The organism is Corynebacterium tuberculostearicum (assembly GCF_022347385.1).
Lineage (GTDB): Bacteria > Actinomycetota > Actinomycetes > Mycobacteriales > Mycobacteriaceae > Corynebacterium > Corynebacterium tuberculostearicum_M.
Window position 1 is genome coordinate 105,384 of record NZ_JAKRDT010000008.1, and the last position, 16,319, is coordinate 121,702.

15 protein-coding genes and 1 pseudogene are annotated in these 16,319 nt (G+C 58.7%); 6 read left to right on the forward strand and 10 right to left on the reverse strand.

The window, feature by feature from the left end; all coding sequences use genetic code 11:
* The first annotated feature begins 143 nt into the window (after positions 1-143).
* The 3 genes from MHK00_RS06405 (at position 144) to MHK00_RS06415 (ending at position 3,949) form a co-directional block, all read left to right on the forward strand.
* Positions 144-686 carry a PH domain-containing protein gene (locus tag MHK00_RS06405; protein ID WP_250410886.1) on the forward strand — a complete coding sequence of 181 codons (543 nt, stop codon included), beginning with the start codon at positions 144-146 and terminating at the stop codon, positions 684-686.
* A gap of 54 nt (positions 687-740) precedes the next feature.
* Complete coding sequence (gene ilvD, locus MHK00_RS06410) at positions 741-2,594, forward strand: dihydroxy-acid dehydratase (RefSeq protein WP_250410887.1); 1,854 nt, start codon at positions 741-743, stop codon at positions 2,592-2,594.
* Positions 2,595-2,674: 80 nt separating this feature from the next.
* Positions 2,675-3,949: a glycosyltransferase family 87 protein gene (locus tag MHK00_RS06415; RefSeq protein ID WP_250410888.1), complete on the forward strand. Its 1,275-nt coding sequence runs from the start codon at positions 2,675-2,677 to the stop codon at positions 3,947-3,949.
* Here MHK00_RS06415 and MHK00_RS06420 read toward each other — a convergent pair.
* The 4 genes from MHK00_RS06420 to MHK00_RS06435 all read right to left on the reverse strand — a co-directional run bounded on the left by MHK00_RS06420 (position 3,924) and on the right by MHK00_RS06435 (position 6,713).
* Complete coding sequence (locus MHK00_RS06420; protein WP_250410889.1) at positions 3,924-4,238, reverse strand: transcriptional regulator; 315 nt, start codon at positions 4,236-4,238, stop codon at positions 3,924-3,926. The genes MHK00_RS06415 and MHK00_RS06420 overlap by 26 nt on opposite strands.
* The gene (locus tag MHK00_RS06425; RefSeq protein WP_250410890.1) at positions 4,231-4,737 is read right to left on the reverse strand and encodes a hypothetical protein; all 507 of its coding nucleotides are present in this window, start codon (positions 4,735-4,737) and stop codon (positions 4,231-4,233) included. Before MHK00_RS06425 ends, MHK00_RS06420 begins: the two co-directional genes overlap by 8 nt.
* Before the next feature lie 83 nt (positions 4,738-4,820).
* Entirely contained in the window at positions 4,821-5,771 is a 951-nt protein-coding gene (locus MHK00_RS06430) for a DoxX family protein (RefSeq protein ID WP_250410891.1), read from the reverse strand.
* 69 nt (positions 5,772-5,840) lie between these two features.
* The gene (locus tag MHK00_RS06435) at positions 5,841-6,713 is read right to left on the reverse strand and encodes a LysR family transcriptional regulator ArgP (RefSeq protein ID WP_250410892.1); all 873 of its coding nucleotides are present in this window, start codon (positions 6,711-6,713) and stop codon (positions 5,841-5,843) included.
* A 70-nt stretch (positions 6,714-6,783) separates the two neighbouring features.
* Here MHK00_RS06435 and MHK00_RS06440 point away from each other — a divergent pair, with 70 nt between their 5' ends.
* Complete coding sequence (locus tag MHK00_RS06440) at positions 6,784-7,476, forward strand: LysE/ArgO family amino acid transporter (RefSeq protein ID WP_005323335.1); 693 nt, start codon at positions 6,784-6,786, stop codon at positions 7,474-7,476.
* An 18-nt stretch (positions 7,477-7,494) separates the two neighbouring features.
* Here the strand turns inward: MHK00_RS06440 and MHK00_RS06445 are convergent, their stop codons facing one another.
* The 4 genes from MHK00_RS06445 to gatB form a co-directional block, all read right to left on the reverse strand.
* Positions 7,495-8,565, reverse strand: a complete 1,071-nt coding sequence (locus MHK00_RS06445) for an aldo/keto reductase (protein ID WP_250410893.1) — start codon at positions 8,563-8,565, stop codon at positions 7,495-7,497.
* Between the two features lie 17 nt (positions 8,566-8,582).
* Positions 8,583-10,010, reverse strand: coding sequence for a YkvI family membrane protein (locus tag MHK00_RS06450; RefSeq protein WP_250410894.1), 1,428 nt, complete (start codon positions 10,008-10,010; stop codon positions 8,583-8,585).
* A 203-nt stretch (positions 10,011-10,213) separates the two neighbouring features.
* Positions 10,214-11,266 carry an NAD(P)-dependent alcohol dehydrogenase gene (locus MHK00_RS06455; RefSeq protein WP_040425022.1) on the reverse strand — a complete coding sequence of 351 codons (1,053 nt, stop codon included), beginning with the start codon at positions 11,264-11,266 and terminating at the stop codon, positions 10,214-10,216.
* 137 nt (positions 11,267-11,403) lie between these two features.
* Positions 11,404-12,909 carry an Asp-tRNA(Asn)/Glu-tRNA(Gln) amidotransferase subunit GatB gene (gene gatB / locus MHK00_RS06460; RefSeq protein WP_040425024.1) on the reverse strand — a complete coding sequence of 502 codons (1,506 nt, stop codon included), beginning with the start codon at positions 12,907-12,909 and terminating at the stop codon, positions 11,404-11,406.
* Between the two features lie 57 nt (positions 12,910-12,966).
* Between gatB and MHK00_RS06465 the strand changes: the two genes are divergently transcribed.
* Positions 12,967-13,752: a DUF4261 domain-containing protein gene (locus tag MHK00_RS06465; RefSeq protein ID WP_005327688.1), complete on the forward strand. Its 786-nt coding sequence runs from the start codon at positions 12,967-12,969 to the stop codon at positions 13,750-13,752.
* A gap of 13 nt (positions 13,753-13,765) precedes the next feature.
* Here the strand turns inward: MHK00_RS06465 and MHK00_RS06470 are convergent, their stop codons facing one another.
* Positions 13,766-14,734: a bile acid:sodium symporter family protein gene (locus tag MHK00_RS06470; RefSeq protein WP_005327687.1), complete on the reverse strand. Its 969-nt coding sequence runs from the start codon at positions 14,732-14,734 to the stop codon at positions 13,766-13,768.
* A gap of 79 nt (positions 14,735-14,813) precedes the next feature.
* On the reverse strand, positions 14,814-15,845 hold the full coding sequence (locus MHK00_RS06475) for an ATP-dependent 6-phosphofructokinase (RefSeq protein ID WP_005327686.1): 1,032 nt from the start codon (positions 15,843-15,845) through the stop codon (positions 14,814-14,816).
* Between the two features lie 63 nt (positions 15,846-15,908).
* Here MHK00_RS06475 and MHK00_RS12015 point away from each other — a divergent pair.
* A pseudogene (locus MHK00_RS12015) lies at positions 15,909-16,311 on the forward strand (transposase).
* Positions 16,312-16,319 lie beyond the last annotated feature (8 nt).

A 16,319-nucleotide genomic window follows, 5' to 3' on the forward strand; every position in this document is an offset into this window, starting at 1 on the left:
TAATGATCATGGGCATGACTATACCTTGATAGGTATTACCCTCGCGAAGATTACCCCCTTTTTGGGATCACATTCCCACCTGGCGGGACACGCCTGAAAATAGGTTCGCCCTTGCCCGCCTTAGTGAATTAGGCTTGCACACTATGACTCCACCACCTAAGGACAACAAACCTCGTCAGTCCACCACCCAGGCAGAGGTTTTCAAGCCATCCCGCGACCACATCTTGGGCATCCTCATCCTGTCCGCCATTGCTCTGCTAAGCATCGGATGGGCCCCCAAATACCTCGCCTGGCTGTTCATTATCCCCATCCTCGGATTGTGGTGGGTCATAAAATCCCGCACCAAAGTCTCCGAATCTGGAATCGCTATCTCTTACGCATTCCAGAAAAATATCCAGATCGCATGGGACGATTTTGCCGGAATCGGCTTCCAACGCGCCCGCGCCTTCGCCCGCACCAAGGCCGGCGCGGAGCACAGCCTGCCCGGCGTGACCTTTAACTCGCTCCCGCGACTTTCGGAGGCCTCCCGCGGCCGCATCCCTGACGCCCTTACCCAGGGCCGTGAAGCGGCAGATGACAAGGTGGTCATTGTCCACCGTGACGGCCAACAAGTCCTCCTCAGCAAAGAAGAGTATGCGGACTACCTCGAGCGCCACCCCGAGCTCAAGCCTTCGGCCGAAAACTAAATACGCCGCCTACACTCTCCCCCACATCCTTTGAAGGAATGGTGACTGAAAACCATGTTCCCGCTGCGTTCAAAAGTAACTACCGTCGGCCGCCAAGCCTCTGGCGCCCGCGCCCTCTGGCGGGCCACCGGCACCAAGGAAAATGACTTTGGCAAACCGATTGTCGCCATCGCCAACTCCTACACCCAATTCGTCCCCGGCCACGTACACCTTAAAAACGTTGGCGATATCGTCGCCGACGCCGTGCGCGAGGCCGGCGGCGTGCCCAAGGAATTCAATACCATCGCCGTCGATGATGGCATCGCCATGGGCCACAGCGGCATGCTCTACTCGCTGCCTTCACGCGAAATCATCTCCGATTCCATCGAGTACATGGCCAATGCCCACACTGCCGACGCCCTGGTATGCATCTCCAATTGCGATAAGATCACCCCGGGCATGCTCAATGCGGCACTGCGCCTGAACATTCCCACCATCTTCGTCTCCGGCGGACCGATGGAGGCCGGCAAAGCCGTCGTGGTTGATGGCGTAGCCCACGCCCCCACCGACCTCATCACCGCCATCACCGCCTCTGCCAATGACGCGGTATCCGATGAAGGCTTGACCCAGGTAGAGGAATCCGCCTGCCCCACCTGTGGCTCCTGTTCTGGCATGTTTACCGCCAATTCCATGAACTGCCTGACTGAGGCCCTCGGCTTGGCGCTGCCCGGCAACGGCACCACCCTGGCCACCCACACGGCTCGCCGCAGCCTTTTTGAAAAGGCCGGCTCTACCATCGTTGATATGTGCCGCCGCTATTACGGCGAAGAGGACGAATCCGTTCTCCCCCGCAATATCGCCACCAAGGAAGCCTTCACCAACGCCATGGCGCTTGACATGGCCATGGGCGGATCCACCAACACCATCCTGCACACGCTCGCAGCCGCACAGGAGGGCGAGGTGGATTTCACCCTCGATGACATTAATGACATCTCCTACCGCGTGCCCTGCCTGTCCAAGGTCGCACCCAATGGCACCTACCACATTGAGGATGTCCACCGCGCCGGCGGTATCCCCGCTATCTTGGGAGAGCTTCGCCGCGCCGGGCACTTGAACCTGAAGGTACATACGGCGCTCTATGACAACGCCGAGCAGTGGCTCGATGACTGGGATATCCGCAACCCCCACGCCACCGATGAGGCCCGCGAACTGTACTACGCCGCGCCGGGCGGCGTGCGCACTACCGAACCATTTTCCCAATCCAACCGCTGGGACGAGCTCGACACTGACGCCGCCAATGGCTGCATTCACGACGCCGAGCATGCATTTTCTTCCGATGGCGGCCTGGTAGTCCTACGCGGAAACCTGGCTCCAGACGGGGCCATCGTGAAGGCAGCGGGCGTGGAAGAAGAACTGTGGACCTTCTCTGGACCTGCCCGTGTGGTCGAATCCCAGGAGGAGGCCGTATCGATAATCCTGAATAAGGAAGTTCAGCCGGGCGACGTGGTGGTCATTCGCTATGAAGGCCCGTCCGGCGGCCCGGGTATGCAGGAGATGCTCCACCCCACCTCCTTCCTGAAAGGCGCCGGTTTGGGAAAGGCATGCGCCTTGATTACCGACGGCCGTTTTTCCGGCGGCACCTCCGGCCTTTCCATCGGCCACATCTCCCCCGAGGCGGCCCACCAGGGCCTTATCGGGCTCATCGAAACTGGCGACACCATCACCATCGACATCCACGAGCGCCAACTCACCCTGGATGTGGACGAGGACGTGCTGGAGCGCCGCCGAGCCGCCCAGGAACAGCGCGAGCAACCGTGGACTCCGGTGAACCGCAACCGCCCCATCACCAAGGCACTGCGTGCGTATGCAGCCATGGCCACCTCTGCCGATCGCGGCGCGGTGCGCGTGGTCGATGGCCATGTGAATTAGCCAGTATTAACTGCTAAATCCCTGTGAGCCTCGGTGGGGTGCGCACCCGTTTACCTGCAGATCGCATAAAGTGTACTGCGATGAAACTCGCGCGCACCCCATTTTTCCGTTATGCCTTAGCTCTGCTGGGCCTCATTTTTGGCGCCTGCAAGATTATTCAAGACACCCGCATCACGGACTTTCCCATTGACATGGTGGTCTACCGCGAGGGCGTCAAGGCCTTCCTTGAGCACCGCTCCGTTTATAGCGAGCCCATGCTGGCCGGGGATATTGAACTTCCCTTCATTTATCCGCCCTTTGGCGCGCTGGTCATGGTTCCGCTCACGGCCTTTGACGGCATTGACCACGATATGGCGGGCGACATCATGGTCGTCCTCTCCGATCTACTCCTGCTTGTCTGCCTCTACTTTGTCTTCAAGGCGGTGCTGAAGAAGCCGGATTTCCTCTTGCCCATTACCGCCATTACCTGGGCCATTGCCTTGCGCTTTGAGCCGGTTGATCTCAACAATGGTTTTGCACAGATCAACATCGTGGTGATGGCGCTGGTTATCCTCGATCTGGTTCCACGCAAGCGCTTCCTGCCCCAAGGCATTTTGATTGGCCTGGCCGCGGCCATCAAAATTACTCCGCTAGCAATGCTGCTTTACTTCCTCGTGCGCAAGGAATGGAAACAGATTGCCACGGCTTTCCTCTCCGCAGTCGCTGCCACTCTCCTCGCCGCAGCCTTCCGCTGGGACGCATTCGTGGAGTTCTTCAGCTCTAAATTGCTCGATATGGGCTCTGGCGGCGACTTCGGCGTGGCAACCGAGTACCAGTCCAATAGTTCCATCAAGGGAGCCATTCAGCGCATGTATTCCTCTACGGAAGCCATGGACGCCAATGGACTGACCATCAACCTTGCGTGGCTCGCAGCTTCCCTAGTGGTTATTGCCTTTGCTGCGTGGCTTATCAAGCGACTGTGCGAGGAGCATCTGCTTGTCGACGCCCAATTGGTGACCGCCCTCACCCTCCTCCTTATCTCCCCGGTTTCCTGGTCGCACCACTGGGTCTGGCTCACGCTCATCATCCCGGTCTTTATCTACCGCGCCTGGACCTGGCTGCCGTCTGGATGGGCCGCGGGCAGCCTCCTGACTATCCTTATCGCCTGGGCAGCCATGCTGCTGACCGTCCCTCCTAAATGGTGGTGGGGTGATCAAGTCGATGTCCACGCCATGGAGCGCTACCAAAAGTTCTGGGTGGATGACTTCGTATGGCTAACCATACTGGCCGTCGCACTTTTCGCAGCCGCTTTCTATGCCTCCCGGCGCAATAACCGGAACACGAGTACCGCTACTCCTGCCCCGCTAGTGTCTTAAGCGCTGCAAGGTGCGAATCGAATGCGGCCTTACCTTTTGCCGTGAGCATCACCCATACCGTGTCCTTGCCACGCGAAGACCCATACTCCCGAAAGCGGCTGATATACCCCTCTTTTTCCAGTGCGCTTAGCTGCTTAGACAGCGTGGCATCGGATTGATTCACTTTGTCCCGAATCGCGGCAAAGCGCATCTCTTTGTTGATGGCGCCTTCCACTGCCCCGGCCGCGTTGAGCACCGCACAAATCTTAAACCGATTTAGCGGGTGGATTACCGGATCGAGCTCATTCATCGCCGCTTGCCCGCTTGCCGCTTGCGCTGTCCCGCGTGGACATATCCATCGCACCGGAATTGAGAACCCAAAAGACAGCGATGCCGCACAGCGTGAATACCACGGCCGCAGTGACCAGGTGTCCTTCGAGGAAGGTCTGGAAGAATATAGGGCCAAACATCAGAATGATTCCGAAATAGTATTTCTTATCCGGCTGCGGCTGAGCGAAGGGATCTTGCCTATAACCTGCGCGCACGTTGCGCTTCTGAGCGCCAACCCAGAGAGCTACTCCCATGCAGACCACCACTAAACCAAGGGACAACCACCACGGTATGCCATTCCCCCATTGGCTAAAGATAAAGCAAAGTACTGCCAGTGCTGCAGCGAACAATGCATTAAGCGCAGTCTTCCGTCCGTCGCTTTGTTCCTTCTCCACTTCCTCGTTGAAGGACAGTGCCTCGTGCACGCTTTCATCCATGATCGCCGTTCCTTTCGCCTTCGACTTTTCGTTGTTTTCCACTTTAGAAAGTATCATACTTTCCACCCTAGAAAGCAAGGGGAAAAGAAAATCCGCCGCTATTGCGACGGACAATCTATTAGTGCCTAGTTCAGCGGATTAACGCCTGCGCCGAAGAACCAGAGGGCGGCGAGGATGGCGATGCCGATGAGAACAAAGGCCCAGGAAGTACCCAGCGGGCGGCGTGCCCACGAGCGCTTGAAGTCTAGAGAGATAAAGCCTGGGCCAGTAAACTGCAGGCCCACTGCGATGACAAAGAGGACCAAGGAAAGCCATACGGATTCCGGCCAGCTAAAGACATCCAGGCCGGCATCGGTCTGCGCTAGCTCATGGACGGCGGTAAAGCCGGTCACCACCAGGCCAATCATGGCCGCCAGCGGCGTAATGAGGCCGAGCAGCAAGAACACACCAGCGATAAGCTGCATGGTCGGCACCGCGATAGACAGTGCGGTATCCCAGGCATAGTTGGCAAAATCGCCTTCCAGGCCGGACAAGCCCTCGCTATCGCCAAGCGTGAAGAAGGTCTTTGCTCCCGCGACGATAAGGTAAGCGCTCAGCGCCAAGCGGATGAAAAACAGGCCGAAGTCGATGGTGCCGCGGCGACCATAGCGTTGGTAGCCTTCCTTTTCTTCCTGTTCCGCTTGCAGGCGTGCCTCGCGCTCCTCTGCGGTTTCGGTGCTGAGGGTGCTCTCCACGGGGGCGTCGGCAGTAGCAAGTGCCGTTTCTTGCTCTACGCTAGCCGGCGTGGTGGACTCCGGTTGTGCGAAGGCTACGGTCTCCTCGCCGGCACCACTGTTCTGACGTGCGGCTTCATTTGCACTGAAATAGGACAGTACCTCGGTTTCCGGGTTGTCCTGCTGCGCCTGAGAAGGCTTGATCTCCCGCGGCTCGGCACGGCCGGCGCGCTCGAATAGGCCCGGCTTCGACTTTCCCTGGCCGGAGACAGAATCCTTGCTAGCGGGCTTCGCGTTGTAGGTTGGCACGTCCATATCCTCATCAAACGGGGTGGCTTTATCCGGTTGCTGCTTATCGCTCATAGCTCCAACTTAGGGCACGTGCCTGCACTTTTGTGGTACCCACCACGGCGCGCCGCACGAGCTTGCGCGCTATGCGGCCACCAAGTCGCTCGCAGCCTCGAGAACCGAACGCGTAAGTTCGCTTAAAACCTCCGATTCCAAGCGCCAACGCTGCCAGTAGAGGTCGATATCGAGCGGGGAGTCGTCGAGAAGCACCAGCTCTTTCGCCGCCAATAGGGGCAGCGCTTGGGCTTGGGGCAGCAACCCCCACCCCAGGCCAACGCGTACGGCCTCCAGGTAGCCCTCGGAAGAGGGAATCTGTGACACCCGCGCACGGACCACGGCCGAATCAATAAAGCGCTCGCGCATCGCATCATCCAGTACTTGATCGTTGGGACCATAGCCCACAAGGGGCATAGTTTCCCAGGTCAGCCGGCCGCTATGGAAGCTTTCTGCAATATGTGGTGCCGCGACTGGGAAGTAGCGCATCGTACCTAAGAAGCTAGACTCGCAGCCCGAGACCGGCGTGGCTTCCCTCGTTACCGCGCCAAGCACATCGCCCCGCCGCAGCTTGGCTAAGGTGCGCGCCTCATCCTCAATCCGGATGCGCAGGGCGACATCACCCCGCCGCGCGGTATCACTAAGGACCCTGCGAAACCATGTCGCTAGGGAATCCGAGTTCACTGCAACTGAGAGCGGGACTCGGGCTAGGCGGTGGCCCAGACGGGCATCCGTCTCGGCCTGTACCAACGCCATACGGCGTGCGGATTGCACCAGGATCTCCCCCGCTTCTGTCGCGGTTACCGGAGTGGCACGGCGAAGGAGCACTCGACCGGTGCTCGATTCTAGGGCCTTGATTCGTTGACTTACCGCAGACGGCGAGATGCCGAGCACGGCTGCGGCGACATCGAAGCTTCCTTCGTCCACGATGGCGAGCAATGTTTCCAGGTGCACCGGGTTCATGAAGCTATTCTAAACCAACTGTAGATTCATTAACTGGACTAATTCAGGCCGGGAATTCACACTAGAAGGCATGTCCATCGTGCTTGCTGGTTTCTTCCTGGGATTATCGCTCATCGTGGCCGTCGGTCCGCAAAACGCCATGCTGCTCAAATACGGCATCCGCCGCGACCACATCGGCCTCATCATTGTCGTCTGCGCGCTTTCCGACGTCATCCTGATCACCTCCGGCACGGCCGGCGTGGGCTACTTGGTAGAAAAATTCCCCAACGCCCTGCAGGTTCTTAAATATGTTGGCGCCGCTTACCTGGCGTACTTCACCTTCACCTGCTTCCGCGATGCATTCAAAACCAAAGGCGAGGCCATCGAGGTTGAATCCACGCAACCGAAGGCACCGCAGGAAGTCGCCTCCTTCGATGGCTCTCAGGCACGCAGCACGACCAAGACCGCAGCTCGCGTCGAGATCAAGCGATCCCCCTCCTGGGTCAAGCCACTGCTGACCGCCCTAGCCTTAACATGGCTCAACCCAGGCGCTTATGTAGATGTCGTGGTGATGCTCGGCAGCATTGCTAATCAATATGGCGAATCGGGGCGCTGGCTTTTCGCCGTGGGCGCAATCTGCGCCAGCTTCACTTGGTTCCCCTTCATCGGCTTTGGAGCGGCGCGCTTTTCCCACGTGCTGTCCCGGCCCACAGTGTGGCGCTGGATTAACTTCGGCATCGGCGTCATCATGATTGGCCTAACGCTCAAGTTGCTCCTGCTCTAGGGCCGGGATTCAGCCCGCCTAGTTTCCTCGCACGCGGGAGGCGGTGGCGCCGGCCCAGCGGTTGATGCCGGCGTCATGGGCGGCGTCGTCAATCGCAGCCAGCTCGTCTGCGCTGAAGTCAAGGTGATCCAGCGCGCCCAGGTTGTGCTCGAGCTGCTCCACGGAAGAAGCACCCAACAGTGCCGAGGTAAGCGTGCGATCCCCCTGGTCACGCAGCACCCACGAGATGGCCATCTGGGCCAGCGACTGCCCGCGCTTGCCTGCAATTTCGTTGAGCGAGCGGATCATGGAAAGGTTTTCCTCATTGAGCCAGTCCTTTTCCAGGGTCTTATTCTTCGCCGCGCGCGAATCTGCGGGGATGCCGTCGATATACCGGTCCGTCAGCATGCCCTGCGCCAACGGGCCGAAGCCGATGACGCCTAGGCCGCTGCGCGCTGTGACATCAAGCAGCGACTCGCCGTCTTCGCCCGGGCGCTCAATCCAGCGGTTCAAAATGGAATAGCTGGGCTGATGAATCAGCAACGGGCAGCCCTCATCTTCCATAAACTCCACGGCCTCAGCGGTGAGCTCCGGACCATAAGAGGAGATGCCCACATACAGCGCCTTGCCGGAGGCTACGATATCGCGCAGCGCGTACAAGGTCTCCTCCAGCGGGGTATCCGGGTCCGGGCGGTGGTGGTAGAAGATGTCCACATAATCTAAGCCCATGCGCTTCAGGGAAGCGTCCAAGGAGCTCACCAGGTACTTGCGGGAGCCACCAAAGCCGTAGGGCGAATCATTCATCACCCAGCCGGCCTTGGAGGAAATGATCATTTCATCGCGGAAGGGGCGGAAATCGCGGGCGAAGATGCGTCCGAAGTTGTCCTCGGCGGCACCTGGTTCAGGGCCGTAGTTATTGGCCAAATCGAAATGAGTAATCCCCCGGTCATACGCCGCGCGCAGGATTTCGCGCTGCGTGGCCAGGGGACGGTCGTCACCGAAGTTCTGCCATAGGCCAAGGGAAATGGCCGGCAGCTTCAGCCCAGAGTTGCCTACTCGGCGGTACTCCATCGAATCATAACGGTCAGATGCGGGTGCATAGAAACTCATGGCACCCCATTGTCCGCTTAATTCTTGGAATTGTCAGCCTTTGGCAGCTCCTCATCTTCCTCAGGGTCGCCGGATGCGCCGGTTTCTTCGACCCACTTTTCAATTTCTTCCGGGGTGCGGTCAGTTTCTACCGCATCACGCTCGGTGTAGTAAGAGTGGTCGTGGCGATTTTCTTCGTACTTTTCCTTGTCAAAGTCCACGTCGTCGTCGCCATCGAGTTCTTCGGTGACTTCCTCCACCAGCTCATCATAGAGGGCCTCATTGTCCATATTGGAGTCCTCGATGTGCTGGCCAATTTCATCGTCGTAGCGCTCGGCGTCGTAGTCCTTGTCTGGGTGCAGCTTCAGGTGCATGAGGGCACGTACGCGCTCACGGCGCACGGCCTCATCCTGGATCTGGGACTGGCTGCGGAACCAAGCAAAGACCAAGATGGCCACCATCAGAATGCCCATGTAGCCGATGACTGGGTAGATGTAGTTCATCAGGGTCTTAAAGCCGGCGAAGGACACGGCGAAACCGGCCAAGCAGCCAACGATAAAGATAACCGGGAAGCGCTTCTCATGGCCGGCAGATAGGCGCTTGCCCAGCGCGTAGAACATGCCGATAGCGGTATTGAAGATCATCATGTAAATGATGACCGCCATGATGGCGCCCAGCGTCGGGTTAACGTCATCTACCAAGGACAGCATCGGAATATCGGAACCTTGTGCCTTGTCCGAGTTCATCAGCAAGGAGAATCCGGCAAGGCCCATCATGATGGAGTAGATGACGCCGCCTACAACGCCGCCCCAACCGGCCTCGCGCGGGCTGATATTGTCGCCGCCGATAACCAGGGACATGGACACGGCGAGCATCAGCGCCAGGCCGTTGTAGTTCAGTGCGGAGATGAGCCAGTTGCCAATCGGGGTGTCGATCTGGCTGGAAGCATCCATAGCAGCACCGATGTCATCCGGCATATTGAGACCGGTGTAGATGGCCACGCCGATGACCGCAATGATGATGGTCGGCGTCACGGCACCGATAACCTTGGACACCTTGTCCACGTCGAGCATGCCCACGATAAGCACCATTACCAGCATGAGCGTGGAGCCGATCCAAGTCTTCCAGCCAAACTGCTGCTCCATATTGGAACCCGCGCCGGCCAACATCACAAAGCCAATAGCGAAAAGGGTGATGATGACCGCGACGTCCAGCAACTTGGAGACGATCGGGTGGGTGACATTGCGGAAAACGGTGTTGTGCTCAGAAGCGTGGAAGTAGCTGCCCAGCTGCAAGAACACGGTACCGGCAAGGGTCATGATGAGTGCGGCGATAATGATGCCAGGAATACCCCAGGAACCAAAGGCAGTGAAGTACTGCACCACCTCTTGGCCCGTGGCAAAGCCGGCGCCCACCAACAAGCCCACGAAGGACATGGCAATGGCGATAATGTTTTTAGAAGACACGGTTGCCTAACTTTTTGTAGCGAATATCTTTCGCATACTGGTGCGCGCGGCCCCTTGTCCCCCACTCCCCAGCACGTGGGTCACACAACACCGATATGCGTTCCTTAAGGAATGGTACGTAAGTGACCCGTTAAACACCTACTGACACATACCGATGTTGTGATAAATCACATTTGGTGATTAGGCGAAATCAACCTAACGCTTTAGTCATCGAAGGTCGCGGTATCAATCACGAAGCGGAACTTTACATCGCCTGCCACCACGCGCTCATAGGCGTCATCAACATCGTTAACGCCGATCTTTTCAATGACGGCGCCGATACCGTGCTCGGCACAGAAGTCCAGCATCTCCTGGGTCTCTGCAATGCCGCCGATGTTATTGCCCGTAAGCACCTTGCCGCCGCCGACGAGGCTGCTCATATGGATCCCCAGCTCCTCCGGCGGAAGTCCGACAACGGACATGATGCCGCGCGGCTTCAGTAGCTGCAGATAGTCATCGAGGGAGTACTGGGCAGAAATGGTGGACAGGATGACATCGAATTCGCCGCGGTGGTTGGCAAAGAAGTCTTCCTCTTCACCGGTGGCCAGAATATGCTTCGCACCCAGCTCATAGGCTTCCTTTTCTTTGCGCAGGGAGCGGGAAATCACGGTTACTTCCGCGCCCTTTGCCGCAGCGATCTGCACACCCATGTGACCCAAGCCGCCTAGGCCCACTACGGCAACCTTGTCGCCTTCCTTGACCTGCCAGCGAGCCAGCGGCGAATAGGTGGTGATTCCGGCGCACAGCAGCGGGGCTGCGACATCAAAGTCGATACCCTCCGGAATGGTGCACACAAAGTTTTCGTTGACGACTACCTTCTGGGCGTAGCCGCCTTGGGTAATGGTGCCGTCTACGTCTTCGGAGTTATAGGTGCCCACATTGCCATTCATGCAGTTCTGCTCCTGGCCGTTGCGACACTGTTCGCACTCACCACAGGAGTTGACCAGGCAGCCAACGCCAACGCGGTCGCCGACTTTAAATTTCGTGACCTTATCGCCCACGGCTTCCACGACGCCGGCAATCTCGTGGCCCACCGTCAGCGGGAAGTGGGCTTGACCCCATTCGTTGCGGATGGTGTGAATATCGGAGTGGCAGATGCCCGCAGCCTTGATATCAATGACCACGTCGTCTTCGCGCGGATCGCGGCGCTCAATTTCTACGACCTTGAATGGAGCTTCAGGGCTTTCCTTTTGCAATACTTTGCTCTTAATTGTCATGCCCACGACCCTACGCTTAACCCCACTGACCTCGCCTAACGAAAATTATCACCGTTTCCGACAGGGGAGGAAAACCAAAAAGCCAGCCACGTCCCTTCGGTTGAAGAGGGATGAACGCGGCTGGCTATGTGGGGGTCTTAATTCAGCTTCTCTGCGATGAGCTTATTGACCTGGCCCGGATCGGCCTTGCCCTGGGTGGCCTTCATGACCGCACCCACGATGGCACCGGTGACCTTCTTATTGCCGGCACGGTACTTTTCCACGATGTCCGGGTTGGCGGCCAGCGCGTCATCTACGGCCTTCTCGATGGCGCCGTCATCGCGCACAACCTCCAAGCCGCGCTTCTCGACGACCTCGTCGACGTCACCCTCGCCCGCCAACACACCATCAACGGCCTTGCGTGCGAGCTTGGTGGTCAGCTTGCCCTCATTGACGAGCGCGATAACGCGCGCCACGTGCTGCGGGGTAATGGACAGACCAGCAAGATCGGTCTCCTGCTCGTTGGCCTTGCCGGCCAGGTAGGAAACCCACCAGGAGCGCGCCTCGTCCGGCTTCGCGCCGGCCTCAACGGTATCCACGATGAGGTCGAGGGCGCCGGCGTTGACCAAGTCGCGCATCTCCTCATCCTTGATGCCCCACTCTTCCTGGATGCGCGCACGGCGAACCCATGGCAGCTCCGGAAGGGTCTGGCGCAGCTCTTCTACCCACTCGCGCGGTGCGATGACCGGCGGCAGGTCCGGATCGTTGAAGTAACGGTAGTCCTCCGCCGTCTCCTTTGGACGACCCTTGGAGGTGGTGCCGTCGGTCTCTTGATAGTGGCGGGTTTCCTGGTCAATGGTGCCGCCGTCTTCGAGCACCTGCGCCTGGCGCTGCATTTCGAAGCGAACCGCCTGCTCCACGGAACGCAGGGAGTTAATGTTCTTGGTCTCGGTGCGGGTACCAAACTCTTCCTGGCCCACCGGGCGCAGGGACAAGTTGGAGTCCACACGCATGGAGCCTTGATCCATGCGGGCGTCGGAAACGCCCAAGGCTGCAACGAGCTCACGCAGCGCGGAAACGTAGGCCTTAGCCACCTCCGGCGCGCGCTCACCGGCGCCAATGATCGGCTTGGTAACGATCTCAATGAGAGGAATGCCCGCACGGTTGCAATCCACCAGGGACGCCGTGGCGCCGTGAATACGGCCGTCTGCACCACCGAGGTGGGTCAGCTTGCCGGTGTCTTCCTCCATGTGGGCACGCTCGATTTCCACGCGCCACTCGGTGCCGTCTTCCAGCACAACGTCCAGGTAGCCGTCATAGGCAATCGGCTCGTCATACTGGGAAATCTGATAGTTCTTCGGCTGGTCCGGGTAAAAGTAATTCTTGCGGGCAAAGCGAGAGGACTCCGCAATGGAGCAATTAAGCGCCAGGCCAATCTTGATGGCGCCCTCCACGCCCTTGGAGTTAACTACCGGCAGCGCACCGGGCAGGCCCAGGGAGACCGGGTCAACGTTGGAATTAGGCGCTGCGTTGAAGTTCGTAGGAGAGGTAGAAAACATCTTGGTTTCCGTATCCAGCTCTACGTGGACTTCCATGCCCATTACCGGTTCGAACTTTTCTAGGACCTCATCGAAGTCCATCAGGTCATACATCGCAGCAGTCATGCGTGCCATCTTAATACGTCGATGCGCCCGCGCGCTCACGCCCCTAAGCTGAATATTATGACTACACCACATAGCGTTGATGCCGCGCTTATCGATGCCCCTTTGATCAACATCGCAGTCTTCCGCACTGCCCCTACCCCTGAGGAGGTAAGCGAACGCCTGACCACCACTTTTGGCGATCGCCTGGGAGATATCATGCCGGGCAAGAATCCGGGAAGCATCATGGTCGAGCTTGATGATTCCTTCCTATTGCACTACCAAGCCGTCGATACCCCTCCCACTCGCGATAGCTATGGCCTCCACCCCATTTTGAGCGCGGATGCCCGCGGCCTCGATTCTGCCACCGCACAAATCCTCGTGTCCGTGCTTCCCCAAGAGACCGAACATGATCGCGCGAAGCAATTCCGCGAGGCCCGCCGCGATCACCTTGAACTGCTCTCCAAGGCCACTGCGGTGGTAGCCGAGCACCCCGACTGCTTGATTGTTCACAACCCCCGCGGAAACGTATCCATTGCGCCGAATACATTCCTCGAGGCCGTTCGAGACAACCTTGCCCCAATGCACATCGCTCCGGTGTGGCTTACCCAAAAAGAAAACAAAATCTTGGGCTATACCGTTGGGCTGGTCCAAGCCGGACACCCCGAAATCCAGGCGGCCACCGAATCCATGGATCCCACCGATCTGTATTACAAGCTGGCCAATATCGCAGACCACGTGCTCCAGGGCGCCACCGTCAAAGACGGCGACACCCTATCTTTCGAGCAAGGCCAGCCACCCCTGACCGTGCAGAAAGAACCCTGGTTTGTAGACGAATCCTATCCTGCGGTCACGATTAATTTATAGCGGGTTCCCGGTCCTACTTCCGGGAATCCGAATAGCGGCAGATGGCTGCCAGCACCGCACCAGAGAGGTTGTGCCACACCGAAAAGACGGCACCTGGCAGGGCGGCCAATGGGTTCATATAGGTCGATGCCAGGGAGGTGGCCAAGCCGGAGTTTTGCATGCCCACCTCGACGGCCATGGTGCGCCGCGCGGCGATCGGCTGCTTGGTCAGCATTCCGGCCAGGTAGCCAAAGCCGTAGCCGCAGCCGTTGTGGATTACCACTGCGGCGAAGACGAGTACGCCTGCGGTAGCGATGGTGTCGTGCGCGCCGCCGACCACGATGCACACAAGGGCCGAAATGGCCGCAACCGAGATCCACGGCAGCGCCGCGTTAATCTTTGCCACCACGCGCGGAACCAGCATTCCGATGAGAATGCCGGCGACAACCGGAATGAGCACGACCTTCACAATGGACCACGCCATGGCGGAGGCAGAGACCGGCATGTACTCCCCTGCCAGCCACAAGGTCAGCACTGGGGTAAGGACCGGCGCCAACAGGGTGGAAATGGACGTCATGGTCACCGACAGAGCCACATCACCGCGTGCAAGATAAGACACCACGTTGGAACTCGTGCCGCCGGGCGCGCAGCCCACCAGGATGACACCGGCAGCTACAGCATGGGGAAGATCCATCACCGCGACCACCAGCAGCGCCACCAGCGGCATGATGACGAACTGCGCCAACACTCCGATGAGAACGGGCAGCGGACGGCGAGCCACCAAGGCAAAATCCACCGGCTTGAGGGTTAGGCCCATACCGAACATGACAATACCCAGCAGCGGGGTGACCTGCGGGGCGAAGGAAGCTGCGGTCTCTGGCGCGAGGTATCCCACCACGCCACCGATAATCACGAGCACGGGAAAGCCTAGCGCTGCAATAAGTGCTTGACGGTCTTGTGCTGAGGAGGGCGCAGCGTTCGCCTCCACCCGATTATCTGTCATACTATCGATACTCATAGGCAAAAGAATACGCTCCCACTCAGTGGGAGCGCTATCTTAATATTCGGAACGCAGTATGCCTCTAGCCAAAGAGCGCCTGGGCGTTGCGATAACGCGATTCCGGTACCGTCTTCAGCGTACCCACGGCATCTTCCAACGGGACGAGGTCAATATCCTCACCATGGAGGGCAACACACATGCCAGACTTGCCTTCGTGGATGGCGCGCGCTGCGTGCACGCCGTAGCGAGTAGCAAGCACGCGGTCATAGGCCGTCGGCGTGCCGCCGCGCTGGATATGCCCCAGCACGGTCGTACGCACGTCATACCCGGTGCGTGCCTTGATTTCATCGCCGATTACCTGGCCGATGCCGTTGAAAGTCTGGTGCCCAAACTGATCGACGCCGCCGGCCTCGAAGTCCATAGTCCCCTCCTTCGGGAGGGCGCCTTCTGCCACGCAGATAATGCCGTACTTCTCGCCCATCTGGAAGCGGCGTTCCATCGCCTTCGTAATCTCCGCGATATCAAAGGGCTCTTCCGGTACCACGGTGTAGTGCGCGCCGCCGGCCATGCCCGCGTGCAGGGCAATCCATCCCACGTGGCGGCCCATAACCTCCACGATCAGGATGCGGTTATGGGACTCTGCGGTGGTGTGCAGACGGTCGATAGCATCGGTGGCCACAGAAACGGCGGTATCGAAACCAAAGGTGTAGTCGGTGGCGTTAACGTCATTATCAATGGTCTTCGGCACGCCCACTACTGGCACGCCGTTATCAGAAAGCCACTTTGCGCCCTTGAGGGTACCTTCACCACCGATGGCGACAAGGGCATCCACCCCGGCATCCGCCATGTTGGACTTAATCTGGTCAAGGCCGGCCTTGAACTTATCCGGATGCAGGCGGCCGGTACCCAGGATGGTGCCGCCGCGCAACAAAATACGGTCGATTTCCGCATCGTCATAAAGATCGCGGCGGCGGTCTTCCATCAGACCGACCCAGCCGTCTTCATAACCTACAACGGTATCTCCAAATTCATTGGACGCGGTACGCACTACCGCACGGATTACAGCATTGAGGCCGGGGCAATCGCCGCCGGACGTTAAAACACCTAGACGCATATCTACCAATCTAGCGCGCGATTTTTAGGCCTGCAGAGTGAAGTGTCCCAGGTTTTGTTCCGTTTGAGTAGATGGGAAAATTTGGAACGTGCCAAGGAAATTTGACCAGGATGCGAAGGACCGTGTGGTCCGTCTTGTGGAAGACCGCATCTTGGCGGAAAATATGTCGATGCAAGCCGCGTGCCAGGCAGTAGCTCCAAAGCTGGGGGTTTCATGGCACACGGCCCGTCAATGGACTCAGCAGGCCCGCCGTGCGGGAAACATTCCAGAACCTGTGCCTGAAGATTTGGCTGCCGAGAACGCGAGGCTACGTCGTGAAAATCAAGAGCTACGCGACACTAACGAGCTGCTGATGAGGTTACCCTCGTTTAGTGGACACCCTATTTGTACGGATCTTGTGTCCGTAGGAGAGGATGTTCATTGTGAGTCAACAGCGCAAGAAGTACACGCCGGAGTACCGGCGTGAAGCCGCGA

Bases quoted from the DNA above. Each gene is read 5' to 3' on its own strand.
- MHK00_RS06440 (WP_005323335.1), top strand. From the start codon at position 6,784: ATGTCCATCGTGCTTGCTGGTTTCTTCCTGGGATTATCGCTCATCGTG.
- MHK00_RS06455 (WP_040425022.1), bottom strand. From the start codon at position 11,266: ATGACAATTAAGAGCAAAGTATTGCAAAAGGAAAGCCCTGAAGCTCCA.
- MHK00_RS06475 (WP_005327686.1), bottom strand. From the start codon at position 15,845: ATGCGTCTAGGTGTTTTAACGTCCGGCGGCGATTGCCCCGGCCTCAAT.
- MHK00_RS06445 (WP_250410893.1), bottom strand. From the start codon at position 8,565: ATGAGTTTCTATGCACCCGCATCTGACCGTTATGATTCGATGGAGTAC.
- MHK00_RS06415 (WP_250410888.1), top strand. From the start codon at position 2,675: ATGAAACTCGCGCGCACCCCATTTTTCCGTTATGCCTTAGCTCTGCTG.
- gatB (WP_040425024.1), bottom strand. From the start codon at position 12,909: ATGACTGCTGCGATGTATGACCTGATGGACTTCGATGAGGTCCTAGAA.
- MHK00_RS06470 (WP_005327687.1), bottom strand. From the start codon at position 14,734: ATGACAGATAATCGGGTGGAGGCGAACGCTGCGCCCTCCTCAGCACAA.
- MHK00_RS06420 (WP_250410889.1), bottom strand. From the start codon at position 4,238: ATGAATGAGCTCGATCCGGTAATCCACCCGCTAAATCGGTTTAAGATT.
- MHK00_RS06435 (WP_250410892.1), bottom strand. From the start codon at position 6,713: ATGAACCCGGTGCACCTGGAAACATTGCTCGCCATCGTGGACGAAGGA.
- MHK00_RS06405 (WP_250410886.1), top strand. From the start codon at position 144: ATGACTCCACCACCTAAGGACAACAAACCTCGTCAGTCCACCACCCAG.
- MHK00_RS06465 (WP_005327688.1), top strand. From the start codon at position 12,967: ATGACTACACCACATAGCGTTGATGCCGCGCTTATCGATGCCCCTTTG.
- ilvD (WP_250410887.1), top strand. From the start codon at position 741: ATGTTCCCGCTGCGTTCAAAAGTAACTACCGTCGGCCGCCAAGCCTCT.
- MHK00_RS06430 (WP_250410891.1), bottom strand. From the start codon at position 5,771: ATGAGCGATAAGCAGCAACCGGATAAAGCCACCCCGTTTGATGAGGAT.